The 18294-nt window shown below is 58.8% G+C and carries 16 protein-coding genes and 2 pseudogenes; 11 read left to right on the top strand and 7 right to left on the bottom strand.

Going from position 1 to position 18294, the window contains the following annotated elements; translation table 11 throughout:
• The 3 genes and pseudogenes from F7R06_RS31520 to F7R06_RS17855 all read left to right on the top strand — a co-directional run.
• A pseudogene (locus F7R06_RS31520) lies at nt 1-84 on the top strand (methyl-accepting chemotaxis protein); the annotation flags it as partial.
• Nucleotides 63-272 (top strand): annotated as a pseudogene (locus tag F7R06_RS17860) (pili assembly chaperone); the annotation flags it as partial. The pseudogenes F7R06_RS31520 and F7R06_RS17860, both read left to right, overlap by 22 nt.
• Nucleotides 273-344: 72 nt before the next feature.
• Nucleotides 345-1115, top strand: a complete 771-nt coding sequence (locus F7R06_RS17855) for an EAL domain-containing protein (protein ID WP_212613248.1) — start codon at nt 345-347, stop codon at nt 1113-1115.
• A 196-nt stretch (nt 1116-1311) separates the two neighbouring features.
• On the opposite strand, the gene F7R06_RS17850 is transcribed toward F7R06_RS17855, so the two are convergent.
• Entirely contained in the window at nt 1312-3171 is a 1860-nt protein-coding gene (locus tag F7R06_RS17850; RefSeq protein ID WP_090322945.1) for an ABC transporter ATP-binding protein, read from the bottom strand.
• A 289-nt stretch (nt 3172-3460) separates the two neighbouring features.
• On the opposite strand from F7R06_RS17850, the gene F7R06_RS31255 reads away from it, so the two are divergent.
• Both F7R06_RS31255 and F7R06_RS17840 read left to right on the top strand, forming a co-directional pair.
• Nucleotides 3461-3589 carry a hypothetical protein gene (locus F7R06_RS31255; RefSeq protein ID WP_281198537.1) on the top strand — a complete coding sequence of 43 codons (129 nt, stop codon included), beginning with the start codon at nt 3461-3463 and terminating at the stop codon, nt 3587-3589.
• Between the two features lie 571 nt (nt 3590-4160).
• Nucleotides 4161-5483, top strand: coding sequence for a DUF1329 domain-containing protein (locus F7R06_RS17840; protein ID WP_090322948.1), 1323 nt, complete (start codon nt 4161-4163; stop codon nt 5481-5483).
• Nucleotides 5484-5546: 63 nt separating this feature from the next.
• On the opposite strand, the gene F7R06_RS17835 is transcribed toward F7R06_RS17840, so the two are convergent.
• The gene (locus F7R06_RS17835; protein ID WP_090322949.1) at nt 5547-6362 is read right to left on the bottom strand and encodes a substrate-binding periplasmic protein; all 816 of its coding nucleotides are present in this window, start codon (nt 6360-6362) and stop codon (nt 5547-5549) included.
• Nucleotides 6363-6794: 432 nt separating this feature from the next.
• Between F7R06_RS17835 and potE the strand changes: the two genes are divergently transcribed.
• The 3 genes from potE (at nt 6795) to F7R06_RS17820 (ending at nt 10724) form a co-directional block, all read left to right on the top strand.
• Nucleotides 6795-8141, top strand: a complete 1347-nt coding sequence (potE, locus tag F7R06_RS17830) for a putrescine-ornithine antiporter (RefSeq protein ID WP_090322953.1) — start codon at nt 6795-6797, stop codon at nt 8139-8141.
• Between the two features lie 41 nt (nt 8142-8182).
• Nucleotides 8183-9088: an amino acid ABC transporter substrate-binding protein gene (locus F7R06_RS17825; protein ID WP_090322955.1), complete on the top strand. Its 906-nt coding sequence runs from the start codon at nt 8183-8185 to the stop codon at nt 9086-9088.
• Between the two features lie 463 nt (nt 9089-9551).
• Nucleotides 9552-10724: a DUF2252 domain-containing protein gene (locus F7R06_RS17820; RefSeq protein ID WP_342671324.1), complete on the top strand. Its 1173-nt coding sequence runs from the start codon at nt 9552-9554 to the stop codon at nt 10722-10724.
• Between the two features lie 68 nt (nt 10725-10792).
• On the opposite strand, the gene F7R06_RS17815 is transcribed toward F7R06_RS17820, so the two are convergent.
• From F7R06_RS17815 to F7R06_RS17795, 5 genes are all read right to left on the bottom strand, one after another.
• Nucleotides 10793-11137 (bottom strand): cupin domain-containing protein, encoded by a 345-nt coding sequence (locus F7R06_RS17815; RefSeq protein WP_090322958.1) that lies wholly within the window; start codon nt 11135-11137, stop codon nt 10793-10795.
• A 136-nt stretch (nt 11138-11273) separates the two neighbouring features.
• The gene (locus F7R06_RS17810; protein ID WP_090322960.1) at nt 11274-11660 is read right to left on the bottom strand and encodes a VOC family protein; all 387 of its coding nucleotides are present in this window, start codon (nt 11658-11660) and stop codon (nt 11274-11276) included.
• 92 nt (nt 11661-11752) lie between these two features.
• Nucleotides 11753-12877 (bottom strand): S-(hydroxymethyl)glutathione dehydrogenase/class III alcohol dehydrogenase, encoded by a 1125-nt coding sequence (locus F7R06_RS17805; protein ID WP_090327371.1) that lies wholly within the window; start codon nt 12875-12877, stop codon nt 11753-11755.
• A gap of 114 nt (nt 12878-12991) precedes the next feature.
• Nucleotides 12992-13960, bottom strand: a complete 969-nt coding sequence (locus F7R06_RS17800; RefSeq protein ID WP_090322962.1) for an ABC transporter substrate-binding protein — start codon at nt 13958-13960, stop codon at nt 12992-12994.
• Between the two features lie 153 nt (nt 13961-14113).
• On the bottom strand, nt 14114-14953 hold the full coding sequence (locus F7R06_RS17795) for a HalD/BesD family halogenase (protein WP_090322963.1): 840 nt from the start codon (nt 14951-14953) through the stop codon (nt 14114-14116).
• 116 nt (nt 14954-15069) lie between these two features.
• On the opposite strand from F7R06_RS17795, the gene F7R06_RS17790 reads away from it, so the two are divergent.
• From F7R06_RS17790 to F7R06_RS17780, 3 genes are all read left to right on the top strand, one after another.
• Nucleotides 15070-16005, top strand: a complete 936-nt coding sequence (locus tag F7R06_RS17790; protein ID WP_090322964.1) for a LysR family transcriptional regulator — start codon at nt 15070-15072, stop codon at nt 16003-16005.
• Nucleotides 16006-16227: 222 nt separating this feature from the next.
• Complete coding sequence (locus tag F7R06_RS17785) at nt 16228-17037, top strand: response regulator transcription factor (protein ID WP_090322966.1); 810 nt, start codon at nt 16228-16230, stop codon at nt 17035-17037.
• A 105-nt stretch (nt 17038-17142) separates the two neighbouring features.
• Nucleotides 17143-18258: an ABC transporter ATP-binding protein gene (locus tag F7R06_RS17780; protein ID WP_090322967.1), complete on the top strand. Its 1116-nt coding sequence runs from the start codon at nt 17143-17145 to the stop codon at nt 18256-18258.
• Nucleotides 18259-18294: the final 36 nt, after the last annotated feature.

The raw sequence follows: 18294 nt of genomic DNA, 5'->3' as shown, positions 1-18294 counted from the left end.
GAGAGCAGGGTCGTGGTTTTGCGGTGGTCGCCGACGAAGTGCGCAATCTGGCTTCGCGCACAAGCCAGGCCACCATCAAGATTGTCGAGGTGGTGCAGCACAATCGTGAATTGGCCAAGGGGGCCGTGACCAGGATGGAGGCGAGTAAAGACAAGGCGGAACAAGGCGTCAAATTAGCCGGCGAAGCGGGTCAAGTGATTCTGGATATTCAGGATAGTGCTCGACAAGTCGTACACGCGATCAGCCATTTCTCGTCGGCATTGGCACGATAATTCAGCCTTGCAGCCCTGTGCAAAGTCGCGGCTTGATCGACACATTAATAGTCATTGAAAAACGGGTTTTGAATGAACGAAAAAACACGACCAGTCCCTCCTTGCAGTGCCTGCAGGGATGGTAAAGAACTGGATTTTGAGTTCAGCATGGCTTTCCAGCCAATCGTCGATCTGCGCGACAACAGTATCTTTGCCTACGAGGCTTTGGTACGTGGTTGCGATGGCAGTGGTGCCGCAGCCATTCTTGGTCAGGTGAACGAACAGAATCGTTACGCCTTTGACCAAGCCTGTCGGGTCAAGGCTGTTGAGCTTGCTTCACGTTTGCAAATCCCCTGCTTTGTCAGCATCAACTTCTTGCCCAATGCGGTATATCAAGCAGCCACGTGCATTCGCGCGACGCTTGAAGCTGCCCGCAGGTTTGGATTTCCCACAGAAAGGCTGATCTTTGAGATCACCGAAAACGAAGAACTGGTGGACAAGCAACATCTGAAAAGCATCATTCGAGAATATCGTCTTAAAGGCTTCAAGACAGCGATAGATGATTTCGGTGCCGGGTACTCGGGGCTCAATTTGCTGGCAGAGTTTCAACCCGACATCATCAAACTGGACATGGCCTTGGTGCGTAGCATCTGCACGGATCCGGTGCGACAGGCAATCGTCCAAGGCATTCTCGGTGTATGCAAGGCACTCAATATTGAAGTGATTGCAGAGGGCGTAGAGACCAATGCTGAATTACAGCAGTTACTGGCCCTGGGCATTCACTACTATCAAGGCTATCTGTTTGCAAAGCCCGAATATGAAACCCTGCCACACGTGAAATGGCCGATACCGAATATCGATTAACCCGCCCGACAAAAACGCGCTACGCGCATGAGACATGGAATTCTCAGGATCCGCCCCCTGCCTTGCCTCTTGCAGCGTATGCCGCCAGTACGGCAGCAGCCTGGAAGGACCGACCTTTTCAACACGATCGGCCAAAAGCTGACGGTAAGATCCTGGCTGAGTGTGTGCTCACGCCCCACTGCGTCCCCCTTCACGCTCACGCTTGATCCATAGTCTCGACCACTCCCTTATCCTCGCCCAGGAACCCTCCGCTCTGATGCTGCCACAGCCGCGCATAGACGCCGTTCTTGCCAAGCAATTCGGTGTGGGTGCCCTGCTCGATGATGCGTCCCTCATCCATGACGATGAGCCGGTCCATGGCCGCAATCGTGGACAGTCGATGGGCAATCGCGATCACGGTCTTGCCCTGCATCATTTCATCGAGGCTTTCCTGAATGGCCACTTCGACTTCCGAGTCCAGTGCGCTGGTGGCCTCGTCAAGCAGCAGGATCGGGGCGTTCTTGAGCATCACCCGGGCAATCGCGACCCGTTGGCGCTGGCCGCCCGACAGCTTGATGCCCCGCTCACCCACAAGGGTGTCGTAGCCGGTGTGACCTTGCCGGTCGCTCAGTTGGCTTATGAACTCATCGGCCTGGGCATTGGCCGCGGCCCTGCGGATTTGCGCGTCGGTCGCGTCGGGACGTCCGTAGGCAATGTTGTCGCGAATGGAACGGTGCAGCAGGGAAGTATCCTGCGTGACCATGCCGATGGCGCCGCGCAGGCTGTCCTGCGTCACTGTTGCGATGTTTTGGCCGTCGATGCGAATCTCCCCGCTGTCGACGTCGTAAAAGCGCAGCAGCAAGTTGATCAGTGTGGACTTGCCGGCGCCAGAGCGGCCGACCAGGCCGATTTTTTCGCCCGGACGGATGTTCAGGCTCAGGCCATCGAGCACCTGGCGTTCGCCATTGTAATTGAAGCTCACCTTATCGAAGGTGACCGCGCCGCCGGAGGTCACCAGCACGCTTGCGTCCGGTGCATCTTGCACCTTTGGGCCACGGGTAAGGGTCGCCATGCCATCCTGCACGGTGCCGATGCTCTCGAACAGCGAGGTCATTTGCCACATGATCCAGTTCGACATGCCATTGATACGCAATGCCATGGCGGTGATCGCCGCCACGGCACCTGCGCCGATCTCACCCTGGTGCCATAGCCACAGCGCATAACCACCCGCTGCCATGATCAACGCCACCACCAATGCCTGGTTGACGATTTCGAACTGACTGACCAGGCGCATCTGGCGAAAGCCGGTTTGCTTGAAGTCCTCCATCGCCGCACGCGCAAAGTGCGCTTCACGATTGGAGTGGGAAAACAGCTTCACCGTCGTGATGTTGGTGTAGGCGTCCGAGATGCGCCCGGTCATCATCGACCGCGCATTGGCCTGTTCCTGCCCGACTTTCCCCAGACGGGGCACGAAGTACCACATGGCCAGCGCGAACAACACGACCCAGGCAACGAAAGGCAGCATCAGTTTCAGGGCGAAGCCACCGGCCAGTGCAATGATCGCAATGAAATACACCCCGATCCCGGGTGCGATCTCGATCAGGGTGAATAGCACGTCGCGCACCGCTAGCGCAGTCTGCATCACCTTGGTAGTGACCCGGCCGGAAAACTCATCGGAAAAAAACGAAAGGCTTTGCCGCAGCATCAGGCGATGGAAGTCCCAGCGCAGCCGCAACGGCAAGTTAATCGCCAATATCTGGTGCTGCACCATCGTGCGCAACGCCACCAGCCCGACACTGGCCACCATGACGATGCCCATCCCCCACAACACACGACGTTCCTGCGCAGCCGCTTCTGCGCCGGCCTGCCAGGTCGAAAGCAGGTCCACGACCTGCCCAAGGAAGGAAAACAGCCAGGCTTCGTAAATGGACACGCCGGCACTGAGCAGCGCAAGCGCAAGGACGTAACCGCGTGCACCCCGCGTACAGGCCCACAGGAAGCGAGCCAGACCGTCGGGTGGCGGTGGTACCTCGTCAGGAGGAAAGGGATCGAGCCTTCGTTCAAACACACGAAGCATCATGTTCTCCAAATCGTTCAAGTTGCGCAGATTCTGACATCGAACGATTGCTTTGAGGGTTTTGCGAAGCCGGGGCCCGCTCCCACAGGTTTTTGGATCGTTCACACAATCAAGTAATGCCATCGGACTTGTGGGAGCTGGCTTGCCAGCGATGACGGCCTGACAGACGCCTTTGAAGTGACTGCCACTCCGCTATCGCGGGCCCCTTCAAATACATCAACGACCGCTGGGGTCATCAGTGTGGGGATAACGTGCTGAAGTCGCTGTGCACACGAATACGTTCGGCAACATGCAAAACCGATCTGCTGGCGATCAGCCGTTGACTACGGCCGAAGCCAATATCGCCGAGCTGACTGAACAGGCCCAAGCCTTTGCCGGGCAATCGCTGGTGATTCTCAAGGCGTTGAACATCGTTTAACCGGAAGATGTGGCGCGGGGCAGCTACCGGACTGGAGCCTGCCCCCGCTCGCCCATGATCATCTCTCTCATCAGACACGTTTTATAGAAACCTCCCTGCCTTAATACAAAGCCAATCACCACCCTACCCACTCAGCGTCACAGCCGAACCCGACCAACGCTTGAGACGCATCCACCAGCAACGACCGCATAAGCCGACAGCTCTCGTCCGGCCACGTCGAAAAATACGGCAGCCCTGACCGAAGCCCCACCCCGGCCGCCCTGCCCGCGGAATTGGTCGGTCTGTCATCAATAGCCAAGGGGCTGTCGTCAAATGAAAAGCGTCCCCTTTCCAGGGGTTCTTTAATGTCAGCCATAAAAGGAGTTGGCGATTGAGCCCGTCGGGTGCCCACAAGGCAAAAACGACCAGACGGGAGAATTGAAAGCCGGCGCAACGCAATGGTTCAGCGCGTCCGTTTGAGTGCACTGCCAGCCCGATGGCTGAGTGCCCAACGTACTGCCTTGAACCGACGGATGCGACCGCTGCGCCTGAGTCACGAGTTGCCTGGTACGCCAGGCCGGAGAATAACAATATGAAATTCGTGAAAAAGCTTCTGGCTGTCTCTTTGTTCATGGCGCTGACCATTGATGCAAAGGCCTATGTCTCAAGTCAGCAAGCCGCCGAACTGGGCACCCGCCTCACACCGGTGGGTGCTGAGAAAGCCGGTAATGCCGATGGTTCGATTCCGCCCTACAGCGGTGGCCTGACCCATGCCCCTTCCGGCTTCAAGACCGGTGACAGCATGCGTCCGGACCCCTACGCCGACGAGAAACCGCTGCTGGTGATCAATGGCAAAAACGTCGACCAGTACAAGGGCATGCTGACCGCCACCACCGTCGCGCTGGCCCGGCGCTACCCCGACTACCGTATCGACGTCTACCCGACCCACCGTACCGCAGCACTGCCCCAGGCGGTACTGGACAATAGCCGCAAGAACGCCACCGGCGCCCGTTCCCTCAACGGCGGGATCGCTTTTGAGAATGTATTGCCCGGTGTACCGTTCCCGATCCCGCAGTCGGGCGCCGAAGCGATGTGGAATTTCCTGCTGCGCTTCCAGGGCGTCAACATCCACTCCAAATACGACTCCTGGAGCGTCGACTCGGCGGGAGTAGCAAGCCTGGCGGTCAGCGGCGAGGCATTTGTCTCCTTCCCGATTTACGAGAACATGTCCAAGCCCATCAACAACTCCGACATCTACTACCAGATGAAACTGTCCTATACCGGACCTGCGCGGCGTGCCGGCGAGTCGATCATGCTCAAGAACGCCACCAACCCGCTGCAGCGCCCTGGCCGCGCCTGGCAGTACATGCCGGCCCAACGCCGGGTCAAACAGATTTCGATCCTGGCTTATGACACGCCGAATCCCGGTACCGCCCGTGCACTGGAACTGTACGACTGGACACTGGTGGGCAAGCAAGAAATGATCGTGCCCTATAACACCTACAAACTGACCTATGCCCATGACGCCAAGTCGTTGACCACCCCCAACTTCATTGCCCCGGCTTTCGTGCGCTGGGAAAAGCACCGCGTCTACGTCGTCGAGGGCAACCTCAAGCCCGGTGCAAAGCACATCTACCAGAAGCGGCGCTTTTACCTGGATGAAGACACCTGGGCCGCCGTGGCCTCCGATCAGTACGACACCAGTGGCCAGCTTTACCGTGGCTCCTTCGCCTTCCTCAGCCAGAGCTACGACGAGCAAGTCCCGGATGCCACCCCGTTCATGACCTACGATCTGTCGCTCGGCACCTACAACATCAATGGCGTAGTAGGTCCTCATGGCGGGATTCGCTACATCGAGCCGCTATCGACGGCGCAGTGGGTGCCCGAGTCCATGGCGGGTGCCGGTATTCGCTAGGGCCGGGTGATCCGCCGCGAAATCGCCGATGACCGAAAAATCCCGGCGATTGCGCTTGAGCTTTCAGGGACGGACAACAGGCTGCGATGGAAACCAGTGCATATGGATTTGCTTGAGCACGCCATTGGCCTCGATGCGCCGGTAGCCTTCGTCATACATCTTCAGCGCCCGCAATCCGTCCGGGTGGGTCAGGCTAAAGCCTATGGTTGCAGCGGACAGCCCACAATTGAAGGCGAACCGGACGACATCTTCGGTACCTGCCTGTCTGGCCTTCTGTTCCTTGGCTTCCAGGTCATTGGTCACGATCAGGGCAGCCGACAAGCGCCGGGCGGCGAGTTTGCGAAGGTTCTGCACATCGGAGTCAGCATTCTCGAACACCACGCCGGCGGATTGCAGCGCGGTGGCCTGTGGCGAATATTCGTAGCCTCTGACGGTGCCCACTACCGTGCCGGGCGGCAAGGTGCAGGGGCTTTTGGGCGACTTCGGCAAGGGGGCGTTGATCGATTCGAACATGTCATTGTTGACCGTGTAGATGGGTTGCGAGGCCATTTTGATCCTGCCCTCGAATTCGGGCAGCCAACTCATGTTGAAACAGGCCACGCTCGTGCCATTGAGCACCATGTATTTGCAACGGGCATAGGGCACGACTTTGAGCTGCACGTCGACCGCCATCTCCTTGAAGGCGGCGACCACCACGTCGTTGGCGTAACCTGTGCCGTCACGCTTCGACCAGGGGGCGGCCGCATCCTCGACCATGATCGTCATTGTTTCGTGCACCTGCGGTGCAGCGACCACACTCGTAGCCAGCAGGTAGAGTGTGCACATCAGCAATATCGGTTCGAACTGCCACATTCTGTGGTTAGTTTTTAGTTGATGCATGTTCCCTCATTCAACCGTCGCCTCCAGTAGCAATAGGTCGACCTATCAAGCAGATACCCAAGAGGAACCAGCCCGTCAGGCTGTGCAGATACAGGGTCGAGATTTTGGCCGGCGCCATGATCGCACAACTGGGCAATGCGCGTGATCTGTGGATTGAAATCTTCGAGTACGTCGCCCGCCAATGCGTGTCCTCGCTGAATGTTCGCTGATTGATCTAAATCAGACGATTGACCGGCAAAAAAAAACCAATGTGTTGTCTCCAGCTTCCGGTTTTGGAGCCATGTCATGTTGGCGCCTTCATTTTTCTGTTCAGAACGCCAAAAGCCATCTTCAATGTAGTTGGCGACAGAACTGTTCGATGGGCACTTTCCGGACCTTGAGTACGACTATCGGCACCAGGGTCAACGCGTAGGGCAGATCAAGGAGTTTTCGATGGCCGACTCAAGCAAAAAAATGAGCCTCGTGGGGCTTACCACACTGGTGACAGTGAACATGATGGGCTCGGGCATCATCCTGCTGCCGACGAGCATGGCCCAACTCGGTGCTGTTTCGTTGCTGTCATGGCTGGTCACCGCCGTTGGCTCCATGTCCATCGCCTATTGCTTTTCCCAGTGCGGCATCTACTGCCTGCGCTCAGGCGGGCTGTCGGCCTACACCGAAGAGGCGCATGCCAAATCGGGTTTTTTCCTCTGTTCGTATCTGTACTTTCTCTCCCTGGGCATCGCCAACGTGGCCGTCGCGATCTCGGCGGTGGGTTACATGACATCGTTCGTGCCCTGGCTTGGCAGTGGCGCGATTCCCCTGTTCATCGGCACGGTCGCCCTGCTCTGGCTCACCACCATCGCCAACTTCGGCGGCCCCGGCATCACCGGCAGGATCGGTACGATTACCGTTTGGGGTGTCATCATCCCGGTGGCCGGCTTGAGCATCATCGGCTGGTACTGGTTCAAGACCGACATGCTGGTCGCCGCCTGGAACCCGAACAACCTGCCGATCTCCGAGGCCATCAGTAAAGCCATTCCCTTGACCCTGTGGGCTTTCCTGGGCATGGAGTCGGCGGCCCAGGCTTCCGATGCGGTGGAAGATCCCAAGCGCAACGTACCGCTGGCGTGCCTGTTCGGCACGCTGGGTGCAGCAGTGGTCTACATCCTGTCGACAACAGTGATCCAGGGGATGATACCCAACGCCGAACTGGCCAACTCGTCCGCGCCCTTCGCCCTCGTCTATGCCCACATGTTCAACCCCACGGTCGGCAACATCGTCATGGCGCTGGCCGTGATGGCCTGTGTCGGATCGCTGCTGGGCTGGCAATTCACCCTGGCGCAGACGGCCAAGATGACCGCGGACCAAGGCATGTTCCCGAAATTTTTCAGCAAGGTCACCTCCCGGGATGCGCCGATCATCGGCATGCTGGTCTGCGGCGTCTTGCAGACCCTGATGGCGCTGTCGACCATTTCACCCAATGCCAGCGCCCAGTTCGGCAAGCTCGTCAGCCTGGCGGCCGTGACCAATCTCATCCCCTACGTCACAGCCGCCACGGGCCTGCTGGTCATGATGTACAAGGCCAGGGTCAGTGCCGGGATCTATACGCGCAATACCGCGCTCTTACTGATCGCCGTGGCCTATTCGTTGTACGCCCTTTATGCCTGCGGCAAGGATGCGGTATTCGGTGGCCTCATTGTCCTTACCTTCGGCTACCTGCTCTACGGCTTCCTCTCCAAGCGTTTTGTCGCTCCGACTCCCGCGGCTCAGACCAGTGCCGGCAATCCTCAGCTGTAACTACCAGGCAACACAGACATTCGAATGCGGGGCGCCAGGATATGAATGTACAACGGATCAAAGCCACCCACTTGCTACTTGCAAGCCTGCTCGCCGTGGGGCCGGTAGTGGCCGATGCCAGTACCCTTGAACGGGTGCGCACGAGCAACACCTTCACCCTCGGCTACCTGCCGGACCTGGCCCCGTTCAGTGCCCAGGCCGGCGACAAGGCCAGCGGTTATGCGATCGAGCTTTGTCTGAAAATCGCTGACCACGTCAAAGCCGAGTTAGGCTTGCCCGACATGCAGGTGCGTTACCAACCGGTCTCCGTCGACGACGAGATGACGGCCGTCAGCACGGGCAAGGTCGACATCCTCTGTACGCCCACCCCGCCCACGCTGGCGCGACGCAAGCATGTGAGTTACTCGATACCGGTCTACACCGCCGGCCTTTCAGTGGTGGTGCGCAAGGATGCACCCGAGACCCTGCTCAATGTCCTCAACGGCAATGTTGCCCGTACCGGGCCGACCTGGCGTGCGACGGTCAACCATGGGTTGTCCGATCAAACCTATGCCACCATCGCCGGCGGAATCACCGAGGCATGGATTCGCCAGCAAATGCGCTTGCTCGGCGTGGTGGCGACCCTGATCACCGCCAAGAACATTGAGGCAGGCGTCAACCTGGTCGCCGAAGGCAAGGCCGATGCCTTCTTCGCCGAACGCATGCTGCTGAGCAACCTCCTGGTCACGCACCCATCCACTGCAAAACTGGTCCTGCTGGATCGGGTTTTCGAGTATTCGCCGACTGCGATGGCAGTGGATCGAGACGATGAAAACTTCCGTTTGCTGGTCGATACCGCTCTCAGCGAAATGTACAAGTCGGGCGAGATCGAACAGGCCTGCAACACCTACCTGGGAGGCATCAGTGACATGGCGAAAAAACTGTTCAAGCTCTACGCGATTCCTTAGAAGCGATCCGCAAAAATAAGGCGACCCCGTCAGTGGAAGAAATAATCCCGCTTCTCTACCGGCCACGCCTTGATCAAGCTTGGGAACTGCTACGCTGAAACAATATTCTTAGGCACTTTTCAGGAAACCGGCACACGCACTTTCTGTGGGCTGATGGAGCAGTCGCATTACCAGATCCGGTGCCCAAGCGAGTCTGACTTCGTTGAGCAAAGGAGTGGACATGCCTCCCCGCAAAAAAAGCTCTGCCCACAGCAAGAAAGGACACTCGGAAGACCGCTGGGACGAGTTGGTCTTCCACTCGCGCAAGGAGCGTCTGTACGCAGGTGAACAAATACGCGAACACGTGCCCCATGCCGATCACGCCGTATGGAAACCGCCGCGCAAACACCGAGACCCCATCGAACTCCTCGAAATCTCCAATCGCCATCGACTGCCCAATCTGGTGCCGGTGCGTTACGGCCGCATGGTGCGCAGTCCCTTCACGTTTCTGCGTGGCTCTGCGGGCTTGATGGCGCATGACCTGGCCACGACCCCGACTACCGGCATTCAGGTGCAGGCCTGCGGCGATTGTCACCTGATGAACTTCGGTTTGTTCGCCACACCTGAGCGCAATCTGATATTCGACATCAACGATTTCGACGAAACCCTGCCCGCCCCCTGGGAGTGGGATGTCAAACGCCTGGCGATCAGTTTTGCCGTGGCCGCTCGGGATAACCGCCTCAGCGATAAAGACGCGCGGGCCATCGCCGTCGAGAGTGTTCGTGCCTACCGAGAACGGCTGCGCAAACTCTCCAGGATGAGTCCACTGGATGTCTGGTATGACCGAATGGATGCCCAATCGATTGTCGATATGGCGCCCAATTCAGAAACCAGGAAATTTCGCGAGCAAATAATCTCCAAGGCCAGGCTGCGTGTCGGCGATTACCTCTATCCCAAGATCAGCAGCGAAGTCGGTGGACGGCGGCGCCTGATCGATCAACCCCCGGTACTTTTTCATGTGCATGAAAAAGGCTTCATGCGAAACGTGCGCCTGGCCCTGCAGGATTATCGATTGTCGCTGCCCCATGAACGGCGCGTGCTTTTCGATCGCTATCGCCTCGAAGATGTTGCCGTCAAGGCCGTCGGGATCGGGAGCGTCGGGACCTATTGTTTCGTCGGCCTGTTCTTTTCCGCGGAAAATCACCCGTTGCTCCTGCAATTCAAGGAAGCCTGTCCCTCGGTGCTGGCGCCCCATGCGGGCAAGAGCGAGTACGAGAATCAGGGCCAGCGCGTCGTCACCGGGCAGCGCCTGATGCAGTCGTCCAGCGATATCTTCCTGGGCTGGACACGCGGCCAGAACGGTCGCTACTTCTTTGTCCGTCAGTTGCGTGACATGAAAATGTCAGCGCCCATCGAGAACATATCCACCGTGCGAATGAAGTTGTACGCCGAATTGTGCGGCCTGACCCTGGCCCGTGCCCACGCCAAATCAGGGGATGCCGCGCTCATCAGCGGCTACCTGGGCAAGACGGATTCCTTCGACCAGGCCATCGGCAAATTTGCCCTCGCTTATGCCGATCAGAATGCCAAAGACCACGCCAAGCTGCTGGCCGCAGAGAAATCGGGGCGGATCAATGTGTTGAGAGAAGAAGAGTGATGAAGCCGACTTAAGCGGTGCCGCCGCAAACGCCCGTCGGCTTGCCCGTGAGGATGTCCGGCTTGAGCTTACGTTTGCCTGACAATATCGACCGAGATCTCACACGCCGCGACTGTTCCCCTGTTCTCAAGCCAGTGAGTGGTGTTCCGGTCTTCGGGCCAACCCACTCCCGGACCATAGTCCGTGGCCGTTCCATTGCGATGGTCAGTGATCGTTCCTTGCAATATGTAGACGATGCCCGGCCGATCGATATGGTTGTGCACCGGCCCGAACACGCCTCCAGGCTCGATGGTCACCATCCGCATTCTAAGCTGGCGCCCGGCCATGCCCTCGATCTCGGGCCCCAGGTCGATCGTTGCGAGTAACTGCACCGCAACCCCCTTCGTTTCAGGTGCCATCTGTTCGTTGCTCATCATGCGCTCCTCTCTGTATCTGCAGGCCCTGATAAGCAGTAGACACCTTAAAAGGCCTGAGCAGTGGAGAGGCGACCAAGGGTCGATTTCGTCGAGTCGTGAAAGGCGAGGCTTGAATCAAGCCTCGCCCCGAAGCTTACCAGGCAGGTTTGAAGCAATACGCCGCCAGCTTATTGCCGTCGAGGTCGCGGGCATAAGCCGCATAGGCATTCGGTGCCCAGCCACGAGGACCCGGTGCACCTTCGTCGGTGCCGCCATTGGCCAGCGCGGCGGCGTGGAAGGCATCGATCGCGGCGCGATCCGGCGCTTCAAAGCTGACCGTGACACCGTTGCCCACGCTGGCCGGGGCGCCGTTGGCCGGTTTCAGCACGAAGAAGGACGGCGCGTCCTGGCCCCAGATCGAGCCATTGTCCTCCAGGTCGGCGAGGCGCTTCTGGCCCAGGGCGCCGAGTACTTTGTCGTAAAAGTCGCGGGCTTTTTGCAGATCGTTGGTGCCGACAGTGACATGGGTAAAGATGCTCATTGTGATGCTCTCTCGGGTAAAAACACGGTGGGTGGGTAGTGCGTTTGTCGACCGGGCGCCGTCAGTCCAGGACCCGCGCCAGGCCGGTTGAATCAGCGATCGAAATGAATGACGGTGCGGATGCTGCGGCCTTCATGCATCAGGTCGAAGGCCCGGTTGATGTCTTCCAGGCCCATGGTGTGGGTGATGAAGGTCTCCAGCGGGATTTCGCCCGTCCGGGACTTCTCGACATAGCTGGGCAGTTCGCTGCGCCCTTTAACGCCGCCAAAAGCCGAACCGCGCCAGACGCGACCGGTCACCAACTGGAACGGACGGGTACTGATTTCCTGACCGGCACCGGCGACGCCGATAATCACCGACTCACCCCATCCCTTGTGGCAGCACTCAAGCGCCGCCCGCATCAACTGGACGTTGCCGATGCACTCGAAGGAGTAATCGACGCCACCTTCGGTCATCTCGACGATCACTTCCTGGATGGGCCTGGCGTGATCCTTGGGGTTGATGAAGTCGGTGGCGCCCAGTTGCCTGGCGATCTCGAATTTAGCCGGGTTGATATCGATGGCGATGATGCGGCCGGCCTTGGCCATGGTGGCGCCGATGATCGCCGCCAGGCCGATGCCACCCAGGCCGAAGATGGCCACGCTGGCGCCCTCTTGCACCTTGGCGGTGTTGAGCACCGCACCGATGCCGGTGGTCACGCCGCAACCGAGCAGGCAGACCTTGTCCAGTGGCGCATCCTTGGGGATTTTCGCCAGGGAGATTTCCGGCAACACGGTGTATTCGGAAAAGGTCGAAGTGCCCATGTAGTGAAAAATGGGTTGGCCCTGGTAGGAAAAGCGACTGGTGCCATCCGGCATCAGGCCTTTGCCCTGCGTGGCACGGATCTTCTGGCAGAGGTTGGTCTTGCCGGATCTACAAAACTTGCACTCGCCGCATTCCGGGGTGTACAGCGGGATCACATGATCGCCCACCGCCAGGGAGGTCACACCCTCACCGACGGCTTCGACGATACCGCCGCCTTCATGACCGAGAATCACCGGAAAGAGCCCTTCCGGATCGGCACCGGACAGGGTAAAGGCATCGGTATGGCAGACACCGCTTGCCACGATCCGGACCCGCACCTCTCCAGCCTGCGGAGGTGCCACATCGACTTCGACAATTTGCAGGGGCTGGTTCGCCGCGAAGGCCACAGCCGCTCGTGATTTGATCTTGTTCATAAAATTCCGCACGCAAAAAAAGACCGCCTCTGGCAACAGAAGCGAGAAAACGCAGTAGTGATGGGTGTTTGCAAGAACGTTAAAGGCGCCGGGCATCCTTGCCCTCATTGCCGATTAAAGCGCTGCCTGGATTTTGCTGGCGACGGCTTCATCCACCCAGGCGTGCCACACCTCAGGGTGTTCCTTGAGGAAGATTCTGGCCAGTTTGGGCGACTCGATGCGTTCCTTGGTCATCCTCGCCAGGTTCTGATTCAATAGTTCGATGGGAATATTGACCTTCTCCAACACCGCAACCAGCTCGGGGGCCTGCTCATTGAAGGCTTTGGAAATGCCGACTTTGGTCACCACGTTTTTGTCGACACCCGGCTTTTCTTCCAGCCGTATCGCATCGATCTGTCCCATCAGTGGCGTCGGCGACCAGTAGTAGAACAGCACCGGTTCACCACGCTTGTAGCTGGACAGTACCGCGGCATCCAGGGCAGCACCGGTTCCAGGGCGGAAGTTGATGAAGGTGTTTTCAAGACCGTAGTCTTTCAACATCTCCGTGTTTTCCTGCTCACAGATCCAACCCGCCGGGCAGTTGTAGAAGCGGCCTTTGGACGGTTCTTCCGCGTCACGGAAAACCTCGGGGTATTTGCTCAGGTCGGCGACCGTCTTCAAGTCTGGCGCCCGCGCCGGCTTGTTGCGTTTCGCGTCGCCTTCGACCACATAACGCGGCACGTACCAGCCCTGGACCGCACCGATGATCGGCGAACCAATCGCAATGACCTTGCCGGCCGCCGCCGCCTTTTTCCAGACCTCACTGCGCTCCATCCACTCTTCGCCGAATACCTGGATGTCGTTGCTGGCCAGAGCGGTCTCAAGAATGATGGTATTGCCGACCAACTCGTCGGTTGCACAGCCGTAACCTTCCTTGAGCACAATCTTCATGATGTCGGTGAGCAGCATCCCGCTCTCCCAGTTCAGACCGGCAAACTTCACCGGCTTGCCCGAGTCACACCACCCTGCCGCCTGGCTTGAAGCACTGGCAACGAGCACGCCAAGAGTGAGTAACGAGGCCAGCAAATTCTTCCTGTATTTCATGATCAGACGCTCCGAAATTATTATTGGGGGCAGCGAGCTGTTGCGTGCGGCACAAACGGCAAACGAGACCACCGATCGAAGGTGGCAAGTGCCTGTGCAAACACGTGAAGCGAAGAAGTGAATCGATTGTTTTTATTGTAAGGGGTGCCGAACCTATACCAGCGGCTCTACCGACGTACGTCCGTAGAACAATTTGCGCGCATAGTCGCTGAACTCGACATTGGGCTGATCCACGTAGGCAAATACCGCGTTGAGCCTGAGCCTATCCCCCACCACCGGCGTCACTCGGTGCAGCGAGTAACGACCACGGAACAATGTCAGGGTCCCGGGCACCTGCGGCAGAACTTCTATTTTCTGTGTGGCCGGGTTGTCGAGGAATTGCCCGACCGCGTCATAGCAATCGTCGTTCTCGTTACGCAGCATGCGTACATATTCAAAGTCGCCACCGGCAGTCGCCGCCTGCAGAGACAGCGTCACGCTGAAGTCGGAACGATCAAAGTGCCAGCCAAGCTGTTGCCCCGCCGTAAAGCCCTGCAGGTTAAGTGCGGCCAACGGATCCGCATGGCGATAGAGCACGTCCAGATTCAGTACATCGCGAATGAACGAAAGCACTTCGTCCGACTGGTAAATCTGCCGGATCAGATGGTCTGTCGGGATATCGGCGTAGGCGACCGTATCTTTCTCGGTGCTCATCAACCGCCGCAGTGGATGCGCCGGGTCAACGCTTTCGTCCTGGGGCTTGAAATAAACCGTGTGGTTTTCACGGAAATGGAACATTCGCGGGTGCAGCGCCAGGGTCTGATCCGCCAGGGTGCCGACCACATCATCACGGACAAACCCCGGGAAGATCGCAACGCCTTCCTCGCCGAGCAACGATTGGCTGCGGGTGACCAGTTGCTGATACGCCGGATGGCTTCGATCGGTGATGGGATAACGCTCAAGGTCGACAATATCGCCCAGAGCGACTGCAGGGGTGAAGGCAAGCGTTGTCATGTTTGTTGTTCTCCGGTGGGCTGTTGTTGCTGAAACCAGATTGCACCGGAGCAAAAAACAAGTCACGCTCATTATTTTACGCAAATTTGTGAATTATTTTCAGGTCGCGCCCACCTATGAGACTTACCCTGGATCACCTCGTGATGCTGCAAACCCTGTCGGAAGTCGATTCAGTGACCGCCGTTGCCGAACGCTTATGGCTGACCCCTTCCGCCGTCAGTCACCGTATGCGCGAGGCGGAGCGGCGCATCGGCGTGAGCCTGACAGAACGTTCGGGAGGCAAACTGAGGCTCAGCCCCGCAGGCGTGCGCCTGGAGCGCGCCGCCAGAGACATCATCGCGATTCTCAACGAGGCCGAGTCCGAAGCTCGATCCATGGCCGGCGGTGTCACCGCTTTCGTGCGCATGGGCGTCACCTCCTACGGCCCGTTCCGCTGGATCCCCAAGTTCATCAAGCATTATTCGAACTTGCGTCCGGACATCGAAATCACCCTGGTGACCGTGCCGCGCAACGACGTTTACGCGAGCTTGATGCAGGGCCGGCTGGATGTATCCATCATTGATGACGGCATGGTGCCCAGCGGTGTCGCCAAGTTGCCGCTGTTTCGCGACGACTTGATTGCGATCATGGCCACCGATCATCCTCTGGCAGGAAGAAAGAATATTTATGCCGAAGACTTCAAGACCTACAACCTGGTGACCTATTCGACCGATCGCGCCAGTGGCTGGGAATATGATCGCTTCTTCGCCCCCGCCAGCATCTTGCCGCGGCGCATGATCACCGTGGAGTTGATCGAAGCCATCGTCGAACTGGTTCGCTCAGGGTACGGAATCAGCATCTTGCAACGGGATTTGGTGACCCCCAGCCTGGAGCGCGGGGAACTGGCCTGGGCCGCCCTGAATGACGGTCTGGACATTGCCTGGAACGCAATTATTCGCCCTTCGGAACAGCAAGACAGCGAGGTCAACAAGATGGTCAAGGAACTGGATACCTGGATCAAACAGGTACAAAACCCCGACACAGCGGCAGCTGTCTCCACACTTGATCTTTAATCGGCCGGCGCCAAAACCGACACTTTTCGTCAGCCCGATGTTTGCCGTCCCCTGCGCGACGGGGTGAATCATTAACCGAAGTTGTAGCACTCGGTAACACCCGGCCCCGTTGCGGTGCATTTTCTCAGCGCTTTTTCCATGACCTGCCCTGCTCCACAAGGCCAACGCCGCCATGGCGTACTTTGTGCATCTTGTCGCGATCCACCCCTGCCTGAAGTCACCATGCGCCCCAAGGAACTGAAACTCTGGACCACCGGTGTCGCCCACTTGCTGGACCTGCCCGCCGGGCATGCGCGGCTGTCGGGCCTTAGCCACTGGTTGCGGCAAGTATGCCCGGTCGATCATTTCGTCTTGTTCGTCTACGAAGGCAATCACCGACCCTTGGCGTTGTTCGACACCTTCTCGGCGGACAAGCGCGCGGTGTATGTCGACGACTATCAGTGCGGGCCGTATTTGCTTGATCCGTTCTACCTGGCCTGTACGCGTGGGCAGGCGCCCGGGTTGTGGCGATTGCGCCAGTTTGCGCCCGACCACTTTTACCTCGGCGAGTATTACCTGACCTACTACCAGCAAACCGGTCTGGCAGAGGAAGTGGCGTTTTTCGTCGACCTCGGGGCCGGTGCGACGGCGGTGCTGTCGTTGATGCGCTCCTCGGCCAGTTGCGCATTCAGCCGTGACGAAATGCAGTTGGTCGAGTGCGCGCAAGCGGTGGTCGAGCAGGTCATCAATGAAGCCTGGCGCCTGCGTCAGGCCCAGCAACCGCGACCTGCGCAGGATCTGGACTTCAAGATCCGCGAAGCCTTCGACCAGTTCGGCGCGCACATCCTCACCGGGCGCGAGCAGGAGATTGTGCAATTGCTGTTGCGCGGTCACTCCAGCGCCTCGGTCGCCGAACAACTGAACATCAGCCCGGGCACGGTGAAAATCCATCGCAAGAATATCTACGCCAAGCTCGGCATCGGCAGCCAGTCGGAATTGCTCGGGCTGTTTATCCGCGACCTCACTGGCCAGGAACTGGTCGTCGACGTCTGACACCTGAAAACGACTCTATCCCCCAAGGGATATATACGCCGCAAAACCCTCATTGTTAGTTTGGCCCCCGACGCAATGATTCATCACTGCAAGGGAGCCCGCCTCGTGAACGACAACCTGCCAAGCGATATCGAATTCTGCAATGTGGTCAAACGCTATGGCCAGGTGCAGGCCGTCAATGGTTTGAATTTCGCCGTGCGGCGCGGTTCGTTCCATTCCTTCCTCGGCGGCTCGGGCTGCGGCAAAACCACCACCTTGCGCATGATCGCCGGTTTCGAACAGCCCACCAGCGGTGAAGTGCGCCTGGCGGGCAAGAGCGTGGCCGGCGTGCCGGCCTTCGAGCGGCCGGTGAACATGGTGTTCCAGCATTACGCGCTGTTTCCGCACCTGACCGTGGCGCAGAACATTGCCTATGGCCTGCGTTATCGCACGCCGCGCCCCGACAAAAAACAACAGCTGCGCATGGCCGATGAAGCCCTGGAAATGGTGCGCCTCAGCGGCTTCGGCCAGCGCAAGCCGAGTGAGCTTTCAGGCGGTCAACAACAGCGCGTGGCCCTGGCCCGGGCGCTTGTCAACAAGCCCACCGTGTTGCTGCTCGACGAGCCACTGGCGGCGCTTGACCGCAAGCTGCGCAAGGAGATGCAGTCGGAATTGCTGCGCCTGCAACGCGAAGTGGGCATCACCTTCGTGCTGGTCACTCACGACCAGGAAGAAGCCCTGTCCATGAGCGACAGCATCAGCGTGATGCACAACGGCTCGATCATCCAGACCGCCACCCCGGAACAGCTGTATGAGGCACCGGCCAGCCGCTACGTGGCTGACTTCATCGGCGAGTCCAACCTGTTCAACGGCACCGTCCGCCATCTGAACGGCAGCTCGGTGGTTCTGCGCACCGAGCAGGGTCTGGAACTGTCCAGCCCGCTGACGCCCACCGGCAAGGCGCTGAGCGCGAATTCTGAAGGCTGCATCGCCGTGCGTCCGGAACTGATCAGCATCGCCGGTGCCAGCGCCGACATGGCGCGGGAAGTGACCCTGCACGGCTGTGTGGAGGACCGCATTTACCTGGGCAACACCACCGAATACCGCGTGCGCACCCAGGCCTTCGGCGTGGTCTGTGTGCGCGTGCCGCGCCAGCAGGACCACGGCACCAATGCATTCGAACACGGCGCGGCAGTGCGCGTCGGCTGGGATCACGCCAATGGCCTGGCCATGGCGTTGTAAGTCGTCGATTCGTTTCATCAACCGGATGGGGAGCGT

The organism is Pseudomonas moorei (assembly GCF_008801475.1).
In the GTDB taxonomy this organism is placed as follows: domain Bacteria; phylum Pseudomonadota; class Gammaproteobacteria; order Pseudomonadales; family Pseudomonadaceae; genus Aquipseudomonas; species Aquipseudomonas moorei.
Note: the sequence above shows the minus strand (reverse complement) of the source record. Positions and strands in the feature narration are given on the sequence as shown.